Annotated in this window: 18 protein-coding genes; 11 read left to right on the top strand and 7 right to left on the bottom strand. The window is 65.5% G+C overall.

The features are described from left to right. Positions 1-16 precede the first annotated feature (16 nt). From OC159_RS02335 to OC159_RS02315, 7 genes are all read left to right on the top strand, one after another. Positions 17-364: a hypothetical protein gene (locus OC159_RS02335; protein ID WP_265499545.1), complete on the top strand. Its 348-nt coding sequence runs from the start codon at positions 17-19 to the stop codon at positions 362-364. Further along, positions 348-629, top strand: coding sequence for a hypothetical protein (locus tag OC159_RS02330; RefSeq protein WP_265499544.1), 282 nt, complete (start codon positions 348-350; stop codon positions 627-629). Before OC159_RS02335 ends, OC159_RS02330 begins: the two co-directional genes overlap by 17 nt. Continuing rightward, positions 626-970 (top strand): hypothetical protein, encoded by a 345-nt coding sequence (locus OC159_RS02325; protein WP_265499543.1) that lies wholly within the window; start codon positions 626-628, stop codon positions 968-970. The genes OC159_RS02330 and OC159_RS02325 overlap by 4 nt, the downstream gene beginning before the upstream one ends. Beyond that, positions 967-1242: an Rz1-like lysis system protein LysC gene (gene lysC, locus OC159_RS20340; protein WP_456095335.1), complete on the top strand. Its 276-nt coding sequence runs from the start codon at positions 967-969 to the stop codon at positions 1240-1242. Before OC159_RS02325 ends, lysC begins: the two co-directional genes overlap by 4 nt. Before the next feature lie 101 nt (positions 1243-1343). Next, positions 1344-1604, top strand: a complete 261-nt coding sequence (locus OC159_RS20065) for a helix-turn-helix domain-containing protein (protein ID WP_407674037.1) — start codon at positions 1344-1346, stop codon at positions 1602-1604. Positions 1605-1646: 42 nt separating this feature from the next. After that, positions 1647-2954, top strand: a complete 1308-nt coding sequence (locus OC159_RS02320; RefSeq protein WP_265499542.1) for a hypothetical protein — start codon at positions 1647-1649, stop codon at positions 2952-2954. Positions 2955-3588: 634 nt separating this feature from the next. After that, complete coding sequence (locus OC159_RS02315; RefSeq protein WP_265499541.1) at positions 3589-4476, top strand: polyprenyl synthetase family protein; 888 nt, start codon at positions 3589-3591, stop codon at positions 4474-4476. A 4-nt stretch (positions 4477-4480) separates the two neighbouring features. Here the strand turns inward: OC159_RS02315 and OC159_RS02310 are convergent, their stop codons facing one another. From OC159_RS02310 to OC159_RS02280, 7 genes are all read right to left on the bottom strand, one after another. Continuing rightward, positions 4481-5395 carry a phytoene/squalene synthase family protein gene (locus tag OC159_RS02310; protein WP_265499540.1) on the bottom strand — a complete coding sequence of 305 codons (915 nt, stop codon included), beginning with the start codon at positions 5393-5395 and terminating at the stop codon, positions 4481-4483. Further along, entirely contained in the window at positions 5392-6882 is a 1491-nt protein-coding gene (locus OC159_RS02305; RefSeq protein ID WP_265499539.1) for a phytoene desaturase, read from the bottom strand. Before OC159_RS02305 ends, OC159_RS02310 begins: the two co-directional genes overlap by 4 nt. Then, positions 6879-8042 (bottom strand): lycopene beta-cyclase CrtY, encoded by a 1164-nt coding sequence (gene crtY, locus OC159_RS02300; RefSeq protein WP_265499538.1) that lies wholly within the window; start codon positions 8040-8042, stop codon positions 6879-6881. The genes OC159_RS02305 and crtY overlap by 4 nt, the downstream gene beginning before the upstream one ends. Before the next feature lie 13 nt (positions 8043-8055). Further along, positions 8056-8544: a sterol desaturase family protein gene (locus OC159_RS02295; protein ID WP_265499537.1), complete on the bottom strand. Its 489-nt coding sequence runs from the start codon at positions 8542-8544 to the stop codon at positions 8056-8058. Continuing rightward, positions 8541-9269 carry a fatty acid desaturase gene (locus tag OC159_RS02290; RefSeq protein ID WP_265499536.1) on the bottom strand — a complete coding sequence of 243 codons (729 nt, stop codon included), beginning with the start codon at positions 9267-9269 and terminating at the stop codon, positions 8541-8543. The genes OC159_RS02295 and OC159_RS02290 overlap by 4 nt, the downstream gene beginning before the upstream one ends. Positions 9270-9298: 29 nt before the next feature. Beyond that, the gene (gene fni / locus OC159_RS02285; protein WP_265499535.1) at positions 9299-10381 is read right to left on the bottom strand and encodes a type 2 isopentenyl-diphosphate Delta-isomerase; all 1083 of its coding nucleotides are present in this window, start codon (positions 10379-10381) and stop codon (positions 9299-9301) included. 120 nt (positions 10382-10501) lie between these two features. Further along, positions 10502-11293: an IclR family transcriptional regulator gene (locus OC159_RS02280; protein ID WP_265499534.1), complete on the bottom strand. Its 792-nt coding sequence runs from the start codon at positions 11291-11293 to the stop codon at positions 10502-10504. A gap of 79 nt (positions 11294-11372) precedes the next feature. On the opposite strand from OC159_RS02280, the gene OC159_RS02275 reads away from it, so the two are divergent. Genes OC159_RS02275 through OC159_RS02260 form a run of 4 tightly spaced genes read left to right on the top strand, consistent with a single transcriptional unit; the run spans position 11373 to position 16378 of the window. Continuing rightward, complete coding sequence (locus OC159_RS02275) at positions 11373-12962, top strand: M81 family metallopeptidase (protein WP_265499533.1); 1590 nt, start codon at positions 11373-11375, stop codon at positions 12960-12962. Beyond that, positions 12947-14512 carry an ABC transporter substrate-binding protein gene (locus OC159_RS02270; protein WP_265499532.1) on the top strand — a complete coding sequence of 522 codons (1566 nt, stop codon included), beginning with the start codon at positions 12947-12949 and terminating at the stop codon, positions 14510-14512. Before OC159_RS02275 ends, OC159_RS02270 begins: the two co-directional genes overlap by 16 nt. Before the next feature lie 52 nt (positions 14513-14564). After that, positions 14565-15506 carry an ABC transporter permease gene (locus OC159_RS02265; RefSeq protein WP_265499531.1) on the top strand — a complete coding sequence of 314 codons (942 nt, stop codon included), beginning with the start codon at positions 14565-14567 and terminating at the stop codon, positions 15504-15506. Continuing rightward, on the top strand, positions 15506-16378 hold the full coding sequence (locus OC159_RS02260) for an ABC transporter permease (RefSeq protein ID WP_265499530.1): 873 nt from the start codon (positions 15506-15508) through the stop codon (positions 16376-16378). Before OC159_RS02265 ends, OC159_RS02260 begins: the two co-directional genes overlap by 1 nt. Positions 16379-16380 lie beyond the last annotated feature (2 nt).

The raw sequence follows: 16380 nt of genomic DNA, 5'->3' as shown, positions 1-16380 counted from the left end.
TGTGAGGGGTTAGATCATGTCGGATGCGGCTGCGTCGCCAGACCTGTGGGATGTTTTCAAGGTTCTGGTGCCGGTCGCTATGGCCGTCATAGGGGGCGGGCTCGCGCTGCTCTGGCGGCGGATCGACGGCAATGAGAGCCGGTGCACTGGTGGTCTGAAGGACTTGGATGCCAAATTGGACGCACTCGCAGCTAAGCAGCACGAGCATGAGCTGGCCAGCTCTCGCAGCTACGTTCAGCGCGAAGAGTTCAACCGCGTGGTCTCGAACTTGGAAACCAAAATCGACGGGCAGGGCACGATGATCCACGAGATCCACCGCCTCGTCGCTTCGATGAAGGCCAAACTCGATGCCAGCGAGCGGTGAGATCCAAGGCTTCTCCTGGGAAAATCGTCGCCGCCAGGTCGCCCTGACATTGGCATTTTGTCGCTGGATCTATGGTGCCGCCCTACTGCTCACCGCAGCGGCCTTTGTGGGGCTCTGTGATCCCGATCAAGCGGCTTGGGACGGCGTTGCGGCAACTCTGACGGCAAACACTGCCGTCTATGTCCCGACCCTCATGTCCTATCTGTTCGGGGCCGCCGTCGAAAACCGCGCTATCGCCTCCGCATCGAAAGGCACCCTGACATGATCACCACCGCACTCCGCGTCCTGAAACTCACCCCCTGGCTCGCCCTGGCCGGGGTCGCCTGGCTGTTTCTCGATATGCGGTCGGATCTCCGAAGCCAGGATCGTGAGCTTGTCCGCCTCGAACAGGAGCTGACCAACGCCGCCGCCCAGATCCAGACGGTGAAAGATGAAGCCGACGCCGCAATCGAGCGGCAGGTCCAGGCCATCGCCGCCGTCGAAGCCGAACTCGAAAGACAGACAGAGATGCAGGTCCGGTATCGAGACGCCAGAGAGAGCCTGGCCGGTCTTGATGATGGAGAGGTCGCGCCCGTTCTGGGTGCCGCACTGGAGGCCCTGAGATGATCCGAGCAGTCCTGCTCCTCATTGCGGCATCCCTTGCCGCATGCGCCAGGGTGGAGAACCAGGAGCGCGTTGTTCGCATTCCGACGCCCGTCAGCCCGCCGGCGGCTCTCCTGCGTTGCCATGGCGCTCCTGTGCCGCCCTCAGGGGCGATAACCCAAGCCGATGTTGCGGCGTATGTTCTCGATCTCTCAGAGGCCGGCGAGGATTGCCGCAGCAAGCTGGATGCCGTGCGCGGATACATTGCAGACACGCTCAAGCAAGGCGCTCAATGAGGTCTTCCTCCGCACGCGTCGGCACAACCAACACCGCCGGAAACAACCTCACGAAACTGTGATCCAATCCGGCTCTCGGATTTTTTCATCGGTCGGATGTCATGGCCATGAACGAGGTCATGACAGAGCCAGAGGCCGCTGAGTATCTGCGGTGCAGCACGAAGACGTTGAAGCGTCGTCGTCGCGACGGTCAGATCGCGTTCATCCGGGATGGCCGAATACTTTACCTGCGTTCCGACCTCGATACCTACCTCCAAGCTCGCCGCACCGCAGCAGTAGCTCCTCCGCCGCCAACGAAGGCGCATAAGTATCGTGTGACGAGGACCCCTGCTTACGACGTCGTCGACTTGCTCTACGGCTGATGCATCTGCTATCCCAAAGGAAATTCACGGGAACACTGATGCATGGAAAAGGTGGAAAAATTTGGTCGGTTCACCATCGCCATAAACCGAGGGGCGTTTTATCTGCGGTGGTGGAACCCACACACCAAAAAGACTCAGTCCGAGCGGTTGCAAGCAACTGAGGTCGAGCAGGCCAGAAAGCTTGCACGTGAGCGCGCGAAGCTTCACATGGATCGCACCGAAGCGATCCGCCCCGGTAGTGGTGACGATCCAACCTTTGGCGAAATCTGGCTTGGTTATGAGCAAGATAAGCGAAAGCGGCTCGCCAGCGAGCGGTTTCGGCTTCTCGAGAACCGGCGGGAACTCTACTACAAACCCCATCTTTGGTCCGTCAGAATGTCAAAAATGGGGCCAGCCTTGCGCGCCTTGGTGTTGGGCATGGAGGAGGGCCGGATACGTCCCGAGAACACGAAGTCTAAACTCAAGACCCTGACCTCGGATGGCAAGCCGCGCCTGCATCCCAACACAATTGCGGACATCGTCGGGAGCGCTGCGGAAGCATGTGCTTTGGCAAAGAGCGATGGCCTGACGATCCACAACCCGCCGAAGATCCCATTCATCGTCGGACTCACGGCGCCCGAGGATCGCGATCCGAAGGGGCGCTACGTCAGCTTCGAGGAGATCGGTCTCCTGATTGATGCGTGCCGCCGTCCTCACATCCTCGATCTGCTGCTTCTGGATCTGGGCTGTGGTGGCCGCGTTGGCGCGGTGGCCGACATGAAGGGGAAGAAGGTCAGCCTGGACCTCGGCATCATCGACCTGCTGGGAGAGGGTTTTGTCGACACCAATCGACGAAAGCTCACACCAATCGTCCCCATCACCGGACCAATGCACAGGATTCTCGTCCGGTTGATAGCGCAGCATGGCAACGACTTCCTAATCTATGCGGGAAAGGAGCCGTTGGCGGAGGGCTCAAGAAACTGGACGCAGATCATTCAGAGGGTCGTCGCAAGGGGCATCAAGAATCGGACGCCAGATCAAGTTAAGCGGAAGCTTCTCGAACCGACGCCAGAAGGCAACGTCAACTGGTATTCGATACGACGGACGTTTCCGGACTGGCTGGATGAGCGGGTCAGTGATGCGGCCATCAGTGCGGTCATGGGCCACTTTGAGATCACGAACCGAACAAGGCGCCGGCTCTTCGAAGAGGGCAGTCCGACGACCGATCTATACAAGCGAATGAAGCTCGGTCCCGTGCTCGAGGTTGCCGACGTCCTGGAGCGCGAATGGTGGCCTTCCATCCAGCCGTTCACGAGCGTAGACCTGCGTTCAGACGCAGCGCGACTGATGCGAGCTGATGCAGCGGAGTAAAAAATATGAAAAAATACAATGTGCATCAGCAAAAAGATGACCACGTCCACGACGTGCAGATCACGCGCGAATCGCCGAACTACAGGCTGGGCTGACGGATCGACCGCGCCACGTCAGGGCGTGTATTCGACAAAGCTGCTCGTGCAGCCGAAGGATGAACATTCCACGTGGGGTGTGGGCTTCGGTGCGCAGGCGGCGGTCGCGAGGATGGTGAGAATAACAAGGTACCGGGTCACTGGGTAATTCCTTTTCGCTCGACCGGCGGGCTTGGCTGCAACGCCGCGTTCGCTGGCCGGGCCACGTCATTGAAACAGGCGGGCCGCTTGCGTGGCCCTTCACCATGATGCGCCGAAAAAGATCCGATTTGGCCCTGTCGTTTTGTACAGGCTTCATCATCGCGTCCCGACAAGGTTCGGCGCGGACCCTTGCAGCCCCGGGCAGGGTCGCGGCATGATGGCCAGATGCGGCCCGGACCGGACATATTGCCGCGCGACCCAGGGTCGCGATTGAAAATCCTCGCAATCGGCGGTGAACCACTCCACCATGACTGCAGAGGGAACGATTGCGGACGACAGGGCGGGGGCCTGGCGGTTTGGCAAGAGATCACGACAGGAACCCAAGCGCGAAGGCCCGGATGAGACGAGACGTCAACCCGTTACTACAGAACCTGATCCACACGCGCCTGCAACAGATCGCCGAGCGTTTCGGCACGGTGTCGACCCCCCTCGGCACGGCCATGCAGCATGCGGCACTGTCGCCTGGCAAGCGATTCCGCGGCATGCTGCTGCTGCTGGCTGCGGATGCCTCGGGCAATGTCAGCGATGCGCTGGTCGACGCGGCCGCCGCGGTCGAGATGGTGCATGCCGCCTCGCTGATCTTCGACGACATGCCCTGCATGGACAATGCCACCCTGCGCCGTGGACAACCGGCGACGCACGTGGCGCATGGGGAAAGCCGGGCGCTGCTGGCAGGCATCGCGCTGATCACCGAGGCAATGTCGGTGCTGGCCGCGGCACGGGGCGCCTCGGCGCCGGTGCGCGCGACGCTGGTGCGGATCCTCAGCGACGCGCTTGGACCTGCGGGCCTGTGCGCGGGACAGGATCTTGACCTTCACGGCGACAAGGACCGGCCCGGGATCGAGCTGGAGCAGGACCTGAAGACGGGCGTGCTGTTTGTGGCGGGCCTGGAGATGCTGGCCGTGATCCAGGACTTTGACGAGGAAGAGCGGGCGCAGGTCGTGGCCTTCGGCCGGCAGCTGGGTCGCGTGTTCCAGTCCTATGACGACCTTCTGGACGTCATCGGCACGCCCGACGCCATCGGCAAGAGCACCGGTCGCGACCGTCCCGCGAACGGTCCGGCGCGGGGGCTGCTGGCGGTCGGGGACATGCAGCACGTCTCAAGGCATTACGAGGCGAGCCGCGCGCAGCTGGACGCGATGCTGAACCATCGCCGCCTGCGCGCGCCGGAAATCGCGGCGCTGCTGGAACGGGTGCTGCCCTACGCGGTGCGCAACAGCGCCTGACGGATCACCGCCCGTGCGGTCGCGTCCACAGACCGGCACGCGGCGCCCCGTGCCGGATCAGGCGCGATGATGCGGTATCAAAGCCGCCACGCGCCACCAGCCTGATCTTCGCGGCCTTCGACGTGCTGATCCTTTGGCGATAGGCCGCGGGGCCGCCGCGTCGGATGCGCATGCCGATCGCGTGATAGATCCGCAAGGCCGCGGCAATGGACCACGCGCAGCGCGGCGGCAGGGCGGCTAGTCCCAGCCGGGACGAGGCGTAGTAGGGCTCGGCCGCGTCCAGAAGTCGGATGATGACCCCGTAAAGCGCGGGCGAGGGGATGGGGCCGTCGACCCGCGCCTGCGCCTGGTCCAGCCAGTCCGACGGCAGGTAGCAGCGGCCGATGGCAGCGTCATCAATGACGTCGCGCGCGATGTTTGTCAGCTGGAAGGCCAGCCCCAGGTCGCAGGCGCGATCCAGTACGGCGCTGTCCCTGACGCCCATCACCCGCGCCATCATCACCCCCACCACGCCGGCGACGTGGTAGGAATAGTCCAGGACATCGTCCAGCGTCCGATAGTCGCGCGCCTGGACGTCCATCGCAAAGCCGTCGATCAGGTCCAGCGGCCAGCGGTCCGGAAAGTCGTGCCGTCGTGCCACCGCGCGCAGGGCGGCGAAGGGCGGCGTCACCTCGGCCTCGTCGTGAAGCGCCTCGAGGGTCTGGCGGCGCAGATCCTCGAGCCGCGCCTGCGGGTCGTCGATCAGTTCGGGACGGTCACCCAGAACCTGCCCGTCGATGACGTCATCCGCATACCGGCACCAGGCATAGAGCATCACAGTATCCTCGCGGATGCCCGGCGGCATCAGCTTCGCAGCGGCGGCAAAGCTTTGCGACCCCTTGGCGATGGCTTCGTGCGAGGTCTGGACCAGCTCGCTCATGCGACGGCCGCGTCTGCCAGCATGACCTGAGCCGTCGCCTTCGCGCTGCCGACGACGCCGGGAATGCCAGCGCCCGGATGAGTGCCTGCGCCGACGATGTAGAAGTTGCGGATGCTGCGGTCGCGGTTGTGCGGCCTGAACCAAGCCGACTGCGCCAGGATCGGTTCGACCGAAAAGGCGCTTCCGTGATGTGCCGACAGTTCCGATTTGAAGTCGGCAGGGGAAAAGATGCGCCGGACCGTCAGGTTCTTGCGCAGGTCGGGGATCATGCGCTCCTCGAGGCTGGCCAGGATCTTGTCGGCGTAGGCCGGCCCGATGCGGTCCCAGTCGATGTCGGCCCGGCCCAGATGCGGCACCGGGGCCAGCACGTAATGCGTGGACCCGCCCGGCGGCGCCAGGCTGGGGTCGGTCACGCAGGGCGAATGAAGGTAGAGCGAGAAGTCGTCGGCCAGCCTGGGCCCCTTGAAGATCTCGTTTACCAGTTCCTTGTAGCGCGGCCCGAAGAGGACGCTGTGATGGGCCAGCCCCTCGGGCATCTTCGACAGGCCGAAATGCAGCACAAAGAGCGACATCGACCACCGCTGCTTGCCAAGAATCGCCGCCTTGGTGCGCCCGCGCCGCGTGTGGCCCAGAAGATCGCGATAGTTGTGCATGACATCGCCGTTGCTGGCGACCATGTCGGCGGAGAGCATGCGGCCATCCTGCAGCGTCACGCCCGTGGTGCGCGGCCCGTCGGTATCGATCCGGGCGACCCTTGCGTTCAGCATCATCTGCCCGCCCAAGCGTTCGAACAGCGCGACCATGCCGGCGACCAGCTGGTTGGTGCCGCCCTTGGCGAACCAGACGCCGCCGCGACGCTCCAGCGCGTGGATCAGGGCATAGATCGCGCTGGTCGAGAAGGGATTGCCGCCCACCAGCAGCGTGTGGAACGAAAACGCCTGCCGCAGGTGCGGGTCCTTGATGAAACGCGCCACGACGCTGTGGACGGACCGATAGGCCTCCAGCTTGATCAGGGCAGGGGCGGCGTTCAGCATCTGGCCCAGCTTCAGGAACGGCGTCGTGCCCAGCTTGAGGTAACCCTCCTGATAGACCGCCTCGGCATAGTCGTGGAACTTGCGGTACCCCTCCAGGTCGTCGGGGTTGAAGGCGCCGATCTGCTCCTCCAGCCGTTCGCCGTCGTTGACATATTCGAAGACCTTTCCGTCCGCCCATTGCAGCCGATAGAATGGCGACACGGGCATCAGCGTGACGTCGCGGGCCATGTCCTGGCCCGACAATGCCCACAGCTCGCGCAGTGCATCGGGGTCCGTGATGACCGTCGGCCCTGCATCGAAGACATGGCCCTGGTCGTGCCAGACATAGGCGCGACCGCCCGGCTTGTCGCGGGCCTCGACCAAGGTCGTGGCGATCCCGGCGGATTGCAGGCGGATGGCCAGGGCCAGCCCGCCAAACCCTGCGCCGATGACGATGGCGGTCCTGGCGGTCATGCATTCTCCTGCAGAAGGGGCCGCTCTGGCAGGCAGCGGATGGCCTTACTCAGCGGGATAGGGGGCTTGCCAGTGACGATGCGCAGCTGGTCGACGCGCGTCAGGCGACCGGCATAGAAGCGCTCGATCAGACCCTCGGGCATGCGATAGAAGCGCTGGAGTAGCGTGTAGCGGCGGTCTGGCGGGCAGCCGCGGAACAGCATCCGGTTCAGCAGCCGCAGAAACCGGTCCTGCCGGGCGCGGAAGATGGCGAAGTCGCGCAGCGCGCTGCGCAGGTGGTCCGTCGTCAGCCGGTCCTGCCGCGCAAGATCCGCGACGACATCGGCGATCTGCGCCGCATAGGGCAGCGAATAGCCGGTGACCGGATGGAAGAAGCCGGCGCGAAGGCCCACTGGAACCGCACCCGCCGCGTGATCCGCCCAGAACGCGGCTGCATCATGGGCCAGCGCGATGGGCAGGATGCCGCGTTCGCGACGAACCTCCTGTCCCGTCCAGCCGCGTGCGCGGGCATAGTCGTGCGACGCCCGCGCCAGGCGTTCATCGTCCAGATCGCCGCCGTCGCTATAGCGCGTGTCCTCGATCAGGATGCGGGTCGGGGAAAAGGGCAGCAGGTAGATGAAGCGATAGCCGTCCTGCTGGGGAACGGTCGCGTCCATGATCATCGGGCGCCGGACGCCATGCGGGCTCTCGGTCTCGATCTCGATGCCGACGAATTTCTGAAAGCCCACCGCCAGATGGGCCGAGGGCTGGGCGCCACGCCCGTCGATCACGCAGGGCGCAGCAAGACGCTCGTCCCCGACGGTTGCCGCATTGGCGTCGATGGACGACACCGGTCCGTTCCAGCGGATCTCGGCCCCGGCCTCGGACACCGCCCGCATCAGCCCGCCACCGTCCAGCGAGCCATAGCCCGTGCGCATTCGGCGGGCATGATCGGGGAAGCTGACCTCCTGATCGGGCCAGCTGGCACGTCGGATCGGCCGCAGCAGGTCCAGCCAGCGCGGCTGAAGGTCGGTGTCGTGGCAGGACCAGGTATGGCCGTCCGATGCCCCCGACGCCTGGTCCAGCAGCAGGACGCGCAGGTCGGGCCGCGCCTTGCGCAGCGCCAGCGCGATCAGGCCGTTGGCAAGGCCGGCGCCCGCCAGCACGACATCGTGGCTCATGCGGCACGGCCCATCAGGACGACCGCTCGGCGTCGGGGCGCAGCACGCCCGACCGCTTGAGGTCCTTCTTCAGCTTGTCCACCGGCGGTGCATAGATGAAGCCGAAACTGACGCAGTGGTCCCGCCCCTCGACCGCGTGATGCAGCCGGTGCGCCTGGTAGAGCCTGCGGAAATAGCCGCGTCGGGGGATATAGCGGAACGGCCAGCGCTGATGAACCAGACCGTCGTGCAGGATGAAGTAGATCAGCCCGTAGACCGTCATGCCAAGCGCGACCCACCACAGGACCGGCCACCAGACCGCACCCACCGTGAACAGGATGGTGGCGAGCACTGCGAAGACGACGCCGTAGAGGTCGTTCTTTTCCAGCGCGTGGTCGTGTTCCTCATGGTGGGACTTGTGCCAGCCCCAGCCCAGGGGGCCGTGCATGATCCAGCGGTGGACGGAATAGGCTGTCAGCTCCATCACCAGGACGGTTGCGACGACGATGAGGAACTGCGTCATGCGCGGCCTCCGGATTTGCGGGTGCGGGGCAGGCGCCACCACGGCACATGCGGGTGCAGGTGATGTTCGTGGTGATAGCCGCCGAAGTGAAAGCAGGTCAGCAGCGACAGCGGGTCGCCGATCCCGGTCGAGCGGGCGTTATGACGGTCGGGAAAGGCGTCATGCCCGGGACGGTGGGGCAGCCAGGTCCCGAAGACGAACAGCTGGATCGACGCCAGTATCGCAGGCACCGGCCAGAAGACGACATATATCCAGCGGTCGCCCAGGATCAGCGCATAGGTCGTCACGATCACCGGCAGCAGCAGTCCCTCGCGCCAGCCGAAATAGGTGGCGACGAAACTGCCGTACCAGCGGACCGGCCCGCCGTGGTCGAAGTCCGGGTCGTCGTCGGTGCCGGCATGTCTGTGATGCGCCATGTGCTTGGCGATCAGCTTGCGCCAGGAAAATCCTGCATAGAGCCACAGCGCCAACTGCCCGATCGCGGCGTTCATCCGCGTCCGTCCCGGCACGATCGAACCATGCATCGCGTCATGCGCGATGATGAACAGGCCGACCGACAGCCACGTCAGCCCGGCCAGGCACAGGACCGCCAGCCACGGATGCGCGGGCGCGTCCAGCGACCACAGCGTGAAGACATGCAGCGCCAGCCAGCACAAGACGATCGCGGCACACAGGCCGAGGTTGACGATCGTGTCGCCAGGTTTGCCGAGCGTGCGTCCGGTCATCCGAAACTCCTGCGTCGCATGGTGACAGCCTAGCCCTCTGTCCGGTCCTCTTCCAGTCCCGCCGGTTGCGACCAATGGCCACCGGGTTCGGGTTGCAGCAGGGGCGCCTGCCGCAGCGCGCCGAGGTCGGACGAGCCGGTGCAGAACATCGCAATCCGCAATTGCGCGATCACGTCCGTAAAGTGGTCGACCAGTGCCTCAGCACCGTCGCGGGCGGCTGGCAGGGCGCCCGCGGCCTGCCCCGCCAGATCAGCGCCCAGCCTGAGGGCGCGGGCGACGTCCAGGCCGTGACGCACCCCGCCAGAGCCGATCAGGCTCTGCCCGTCGCCGATCAGCGGTGCCACTGCGCGAAGTGCGTCCGCGGTGGGAATGCCCCAGTCGTGGAAGGGCGCGGCCAAGGACTGCAGGCGGGCGTGCCCGCGCTCTGCCTCGACCCGCGCCCAGCTGGTGCCGCCCGCGCCGGCGATATCCAAGATCGTGACGCCCGCATCCAGAAGCCGCCGGGCGACGCCCGCCGAAAGACCCGCACCGACCTCCTTGACGCCAAGTGGGACGGGCAGGGCGCGGGCCAGCTCCTCGATCCGGGGCAGAAGCGACGCAAAGTTGCGGTCGCCCCCTTCCTGGATCGCCTCTTGCAGCGGGTTGAGGTGCAGGACCAGCGCGTCGGCCCCGATCATGTCCACCGCCCGCTGCGCCTCGGCCACGCCGAAGCCATAGTTCAGTTGGACGGCGCCGATATTGCCCAGGACCGGGATGGCGGGGGCTGTTTCGCGAATCTGCCGTCCCAGCCCGCCCCGCGCGCCGGATTCGACCGCGATGCGCTGCGAGCCGACGGACAGGGCGATGCCAAGGTGGTTGCACGCCTCGGCGATGTGCCGGTTGATCCGCTCGGCCTCTTCGGGACCGCCGGTCATGGCCGAGACGAGAAGCGGCGCTGCCATGTCCCGGCCAAGGAACCGGGTCGTGCAATCGACCCTGTCGAGGTCGATCTCGGGCAGGGCGTCGTGCAGGAACCTGACGCCGTCAAAGCCCGAGTGCAGACTGTCCTGCCTGCCACGCCCCTCGGTCACGATGCGCAGATGATCCGACTTGCGGCGCGAGATTTCGGTCATGGTGTCGTCCTGCCCTGCTTTCGGCGACTGTCGCCGCTGTCGGCCCAAGTTTCCAGACCGATAGAAGCCCTGCGAGACGGTATCCGTTCCCGCGTCGACCCGTGCCGGTCCCTCTGGCGATCAGCCGGCGACGATGCTGCGCACGGCCTCGGCCGCAAGCGGCGCGATTCGGCGGCGAAATTCCTCGGGTTCCCATTCTGCCAGAGAGGCGGCGATGTGGATGGCCGCGACGGGTCGACCCGACGAATCGGGAATCGCGACGCCAAGCGCCACTTCGCCCATCAGGATCTGCTCGGTCGCCAGGGCGTGTCCATTCTGGCGCGTCAGCGCGATCTGGTCGCGGATGACGGCCGGGTCCGTGATCGTTCTGGGTGTCAGCTGGCGGAAGTCGGCCTGCGCCAGGATCGCGTCAACCTCTGCCTGGGGCAGCATCGCCAGCACCGCCCATCCGCCCGAGGTGCAGACCGTCGGCACGCTGTTGCCCACCAATGTGGCAAAGAACGTCTCGCGCTTGCTCTGCATCCGTGCGGCATAGACCATCCGCTGGCCGTCGAACAGCGATAGGTCCACGCGTTCGCGCACGTTGCGGCGCAGTTCCAGCAGGATCGGGTTGGCCCGGCGCACCAGCGGGTTCAGCCGCAGATAGTCGTGCGTCAGGTCCAGGATCGGCAGGTCCAGACGAAAGCCGCGGCCGTCCTCGGCCATCCTAAGATAGCCCAGCTTGCGGAACGTGTGCACCAGGCGCTGCGCGGCGCTTCGGGTCAGCCCCGCCCGCGTCGCGATCTGGTTCAGCGACAAGGCTCCCTCGGCGCCCTTGAACGACTCCAGCACGCCCATTCCGCGGGCAAGCGACTGCACGAAAAGCGGGTCCGTCCCGGGCGCAGGGTCTTCGGGCGGACTTTCACCGGGCATGGCGTTCTCCGGCATTGACATCTGACTTTTCGCCTCAATACATTCGTCTTGCAATGCAGCCGTATCGGATGGCAATACCTTGCTGAACCGCTCGCGACAAGACCCGCCCCTGCGAATTGCCGTTGCCGGCTTCGTCCACGAGAGCAATTCCTTTGCCCCCAGTCCCGCCGACATGGCGGCGTTCGAACAGGGCGGCGGCTATCTTCCCCTGTCGCGCGGGTCGCAGATCCTGCAAAGGGCGCGGGACGTGAACCTGCCAATCGCAGGCGCCATCACTCATGCCCGTGCCCAAGGCTGGGATCTTGTGCCGCTGGTATGGGCGGGTGCCGTGCCCTCGGCACCCGTGACGTCGGAGTGTTTCGAGGCGATCGTGGAAGAGATCGTCTGCGGACTGCGCGATGCGGGGCGGCTGGACGGTGTGTTCCTCGACCTGCACGGGGCAATGGTGGCGGATGGCCATCCTGATGGCGAAGGCGAGATCTTGGACCGCGTGCGCCGGGCCGTCGGTCAAGACGTTCCGGTGGTTGCGGCGCTGGACCTTCACGGCAACATCAGCCCCCGCATGATCGACATGGCGAACCGCGTCATGGGGTTCCGCACCTATCCGCATGTCGACATGGCGGCGACTGGCCAGCGTGCCGCCGTCGAACTGGACCGTCTTCTGGCGGGCGGCCAGAACTTCAAGGCCTTTCGCCAGCTGGACTTCCTGATCCCCATTGCATGGCAGTCGACGATGGAGGAGCCTGCGGCGAGCCTCTATCGACTGGTGGCCGCGACAGATGACGACGACGTCTGCCTGTCCTTCTTCATGGGCTTCCCTGCCGCCGATTTCGTCGACTGCAGGCCCTCGGTCGTTGCCTATGCCGACAGCCAGTCAAAGGCGGACGCATGGGCCGAGCGCATGGCGCGGGCCGTGCGCGATGCCGAACCCTCGTTCTGCGGCCAGTCGTGGCTTGCCAGCGACGGTGTCGCCGAGGCGCAGCGTCTGGCATTGACCGCCGACCGTCCGGTGATCCTTGCCGACACGCAGGACAACCCCGGCGCGGGCGGCGACTCTGACACGACCGGCATGCTGCGCGCGCTGGTCGAGGCACGCGCCACCGATGCGGCCATCGGTCTTCTGACGGACCCGGAAGCTGCAGCCGCCGCCCACGCCGCAGGCGAGGGTGCGACCATCCAGATATCGCTCGGCGGTCGATCCGGCATCGCCGACGACGAACCCTTCACCGCCACCTTCCTGGTCGAGAAGCTGTCCGACGGACATTGCCATGCCACCGGCCCCTATTACGGCGGCGCGCATCTGCAGCTGGGTCCCTGCGCCTGCCTGCGGATCGGCGGCGTTCGCGTCGCGGTGGCTTCCGAAAAGGCGCAGATGGCCGACCGCGAGATGTTCCGCTTCCTGGGCATCGAACCCGAGGCCCAGGCAATCCTGGTGGTCAAGAGCTCGGTCCATTTCCGCGCCGACTTTGCGCCCATCGCCCACCGTATCCTGACCTGCGTCGCGCCCGGTCCCATGCCGGTCAGCCCCGCAAGCCTGCCCTTCCGCCACCTGCGTCCCGGCCTCCGGCTGGAGCCATGCGGGCCGGCATTCGACCCAGAGCGCAAAGCCGACGCCAAGATCGGCCTGCGTCTCGCATCAACAGAGAGGACACCATGTTCAACCGACTGACCGCGACCCTTCTCGCCTCGACCATGCTGACCGGCGCTGCCTGGGCTGATACGACCGTCAAGGCCGTGATGCATTCGGGCCTGCGCGTGCTGGACCCGATCATCACCACGGCGCATATCACGCGCAACCATGCCTACATGATCTACGACGTGCTGATCGCGCAGGATTCGGACTTTCAGCCCCAGCCGCAAATGGCCGACTGGACCATCTCGGATGATCAGCTGACCTATACCTTCACGCTGCGCGACGGCCTGACCTTCCATGACGAGGCACCCGTGACGGCGGCCGATGCGGTCGCGTCGCTGAAGCGGTGGGCCCAGAAGGATGCTGGCGGTCAGGTCATCATGGACCGCACCGCCAGCCTGGAAGCGACGGACGACAAGACGATCACCTGGACGCTGACCGAGCCTTTTGTTCCGATGCTGGACGTGCTGTCCAAGCAGTCGGCCATCCCGCCCTTCATCATGCCCGCCCGCATCGCCGAAACCTCGGCCGACGAGGCGATCACCGAATATGTCGGCTCGGGTCCCTTCCGCTTCGTCGAGGACGAGTTCCAGCCCGGCCTGATGGTCGTCTATGAGAAGTTCGACGAATATGTTCCCCGGGAAGAGCCCGTCGACTGGATGGCCGGCGGCAAGGTGGTGAACATCGACCGCGTCGAATGGGTCAACATGCCGGACGTCCAGACCGCGGTGAACGCCCTGTCCGGCGGAGAGATCGACTATATCGAGGCGATGCAGGTCGACCTGATCCCGCTGCTGGAGGGCGATCCGAACATCGTCGTCGAAAAGCGCGAACCGACCGGCATGCAGACGATGGTGCGAATGAACTTCCTGCACCCGCCCTTCGACAACCAGCAGGTCCGGCAGGCCGCGCTTAAGGCGATCCAGCAGGAACCCGTGCTGGCCGCGATGGTCGGCAACCCGGAATATTATCAGGTCTGCGGCGCCATTCTGGGTTGCGGAACCCCGCTGGAGGACACGACGGGCGCCGACACGCTGACGCAAGGGAGCGGCGCCGAAGCGGCGCGCGCGCAGCTCGAGGAGGCCGGCTACGACGGCACCCCGGTGGTGCTGATGGCGCCCACGGACATGGTCGCACTGGCCACGCAGCCGGTCGTCGTGTCGCAGATGCTGCGCGAGGCGGGTTTCGAGGTCGAGCTGCAGCCGATGGACTGGCAGACGCTAGTGACCCGCCGCGCCAGCCAGGCGGCCCCGGCCGAAGGGGGCTGGAACGTCTTCATCACCAACTGGATGGTGCCCGAGATCTCGAACCCGATCTCGAATCCGATGCTGAACGGCCGCGGCGACGACGCCTGGTTCGGCTGGCCCACCGACGAAACCATCGAGAGCCTCAAGGAAGGGTTCATCGACGCCCCCGGCGCCGAAGGCCAGGTCGAGGTTGCGCAGAAGATCCAGGCGCATGCGCTGGACAATGGGCTGCTGATCCCGCTGGGGCAGTACACGCTGCCGCAAGCGCGCCGGACGACGATCACCGACATGATCGATTCGCCCGTGCCGGTCTTCTGGGGCATGCAGAAGACCCAGTGACGCGACAGGGGCGGTTCCTGCCGCCCCAGCCTTTTCCGTTCGGAGGAACCTGATGCTGGGGTATATCCTGCGGCGCTGCCTTGCCGTCATTCCGGTGATGTTGCTGGTCGCCGTCTTCGTCTTCCTGCTGCTGCGCCTGACGCCCGGCGATCCCGCGGCCATCATCGCGGGCGACATGGCAACGCCCGCACAGCTTGAACGCATCCGCGAGGCGATGGGCCTGAACCAGCCGCTGCATATCCAGTTCGTGACCTGGGTCGGACGGCTGCTGCAGGGGGACCTGGGCGTGTCGCTGATCTCGAACACCCCGGTATCGGCGATGATCGCGGATCGCGTGGGGCCGACCTTCTCGATTGCGATCCTGACGATCATCATCTCGGTCGTGCTGGCGGTGCCGATGGGGGTGCTGGCCGCATGGAAGCACCGCAGCGGCGCCGACTATGCGGTGATGACATTTTCGGTGCTGGGTTTCTCGGTCCCGGTCTTCGTTGTGGGCTATCTCTTCATCTTGGTGTTCTCGCTGCAGCTGGGATGGTTTCCGGTGCAGGGCTACACGCCTTTGGCGCAGGGGCTGGGGGCGTTCTTGTCGAACGCCATCCTGCCCGCGCTGACACTCAGCACGATCTATGTCGCGCTGATCGCCCGGATGACCCGCGCCAACATGCTGGAGGTTCTGGGCGAGGATTACATTCGCACTGCCCGCGCCAAGGGTGCGCCGGAACGCACCGTCCTCTTTCGCCACGCGCTGCGCAATGCTGCCGTGCCGATCCTGACCGTCATCGGCACCGGCTTCGCGCTGCTGATCGGCGGCGTCGTCGTGACCGAGACGGTCTTCAACATCCCCGGCATCGGCCGCCTGACGGTCGATGCGATCCTGGCGCGAGACTATCCGGTGATCCAGGCGATGATCCTGCTGACAAGCTTTCTCTATGTGCTGGTCAACCTGCTCATCGACCTCAGCTATTCCCTCTTCGATCCGAGGATCCGTTACTGATGGCGATACCCCAACCGACCTCTGCCATGCAGCCGGTCCTGCGCTGGCTGCGCCTGCCGCGGCTTGGCGTCGGCACCGGCATCGCCGCCGCGATTTTGGCCGTGATCGTCCTTCTGACGCTGTTGTCGCCCTGGATCGCGCCGCACGATCCGCTGACGATGAACCCTCTGGCGCGGCTGAAGGGCCCCATCGAGGGGCATCCACTGGGAACAGACAATTTCGGGCGCGACATCCTCAGCCGCGTGCTGATCGGGGGGCGCCTGTCGCTGATCATCGGCATCGCGACGGCAGCCATCGCGGTGCTGATCGGCCTGGTGATCGGCGTCGTGGCCGGATTCTTCCGCACGGCCGACGCGATCATCATGCGGATGATGGACGCGCTGATGGCGATTCCGTCGATCCTGCTGGCAATCGCGCTGGTGGCGCTGAACGGGCCATCCGTCGGATCGGTCATCGCCGCCATCACCATCCCCGAGATCCCGCGCGTCGTGCGGCTGGTCCGGGCTGTCGTCCTGGCCGCTCGAGAGGAACCCTATGTCGAGGCCGCGATCGCGCTTGGCACGTCGATGCCGAAGATCCTGGTCCGGCACCTGGTGCCGAATACGCTGGCGCCGCTGATCGTGCAGGGAACATACATCCTGGCCTCGGCCATCCTGACGGAGGCGATCCTGTCGTTCCTGGGCGCCGGCGTCAGCACGGAGACGCCCACCTGGGGCAACATCATGGCCGAGGGGCGGCTGTTCTTCCGCATCAAGCCCGAGCTGATCCTCTATCCTGGGCTGGCGTTGTCGCTCTGCATCCTGTCGATCAACCTTTTGGGCGACGCGGCCCGCGACATGCTGGACCCGCGACTGAAGAAGCGGGCGGGGTAGGG

It is taken from the genome of Paracoccus beibuensis, from assembly GCF_026162625.1.
In the GTDB taxonomy this organism is placed as follows: Bacteria; Pseudomonadota; Alphaproteobacteria; order Rhodobacterales; family Rhodobacteraceae; genus Paracoccus; species Paracoccus beibuensis.
Note: the sequence above shows the minus strand (reverse complement) of the source record. Positions and strands in the feature narration are given on the sequence as shown.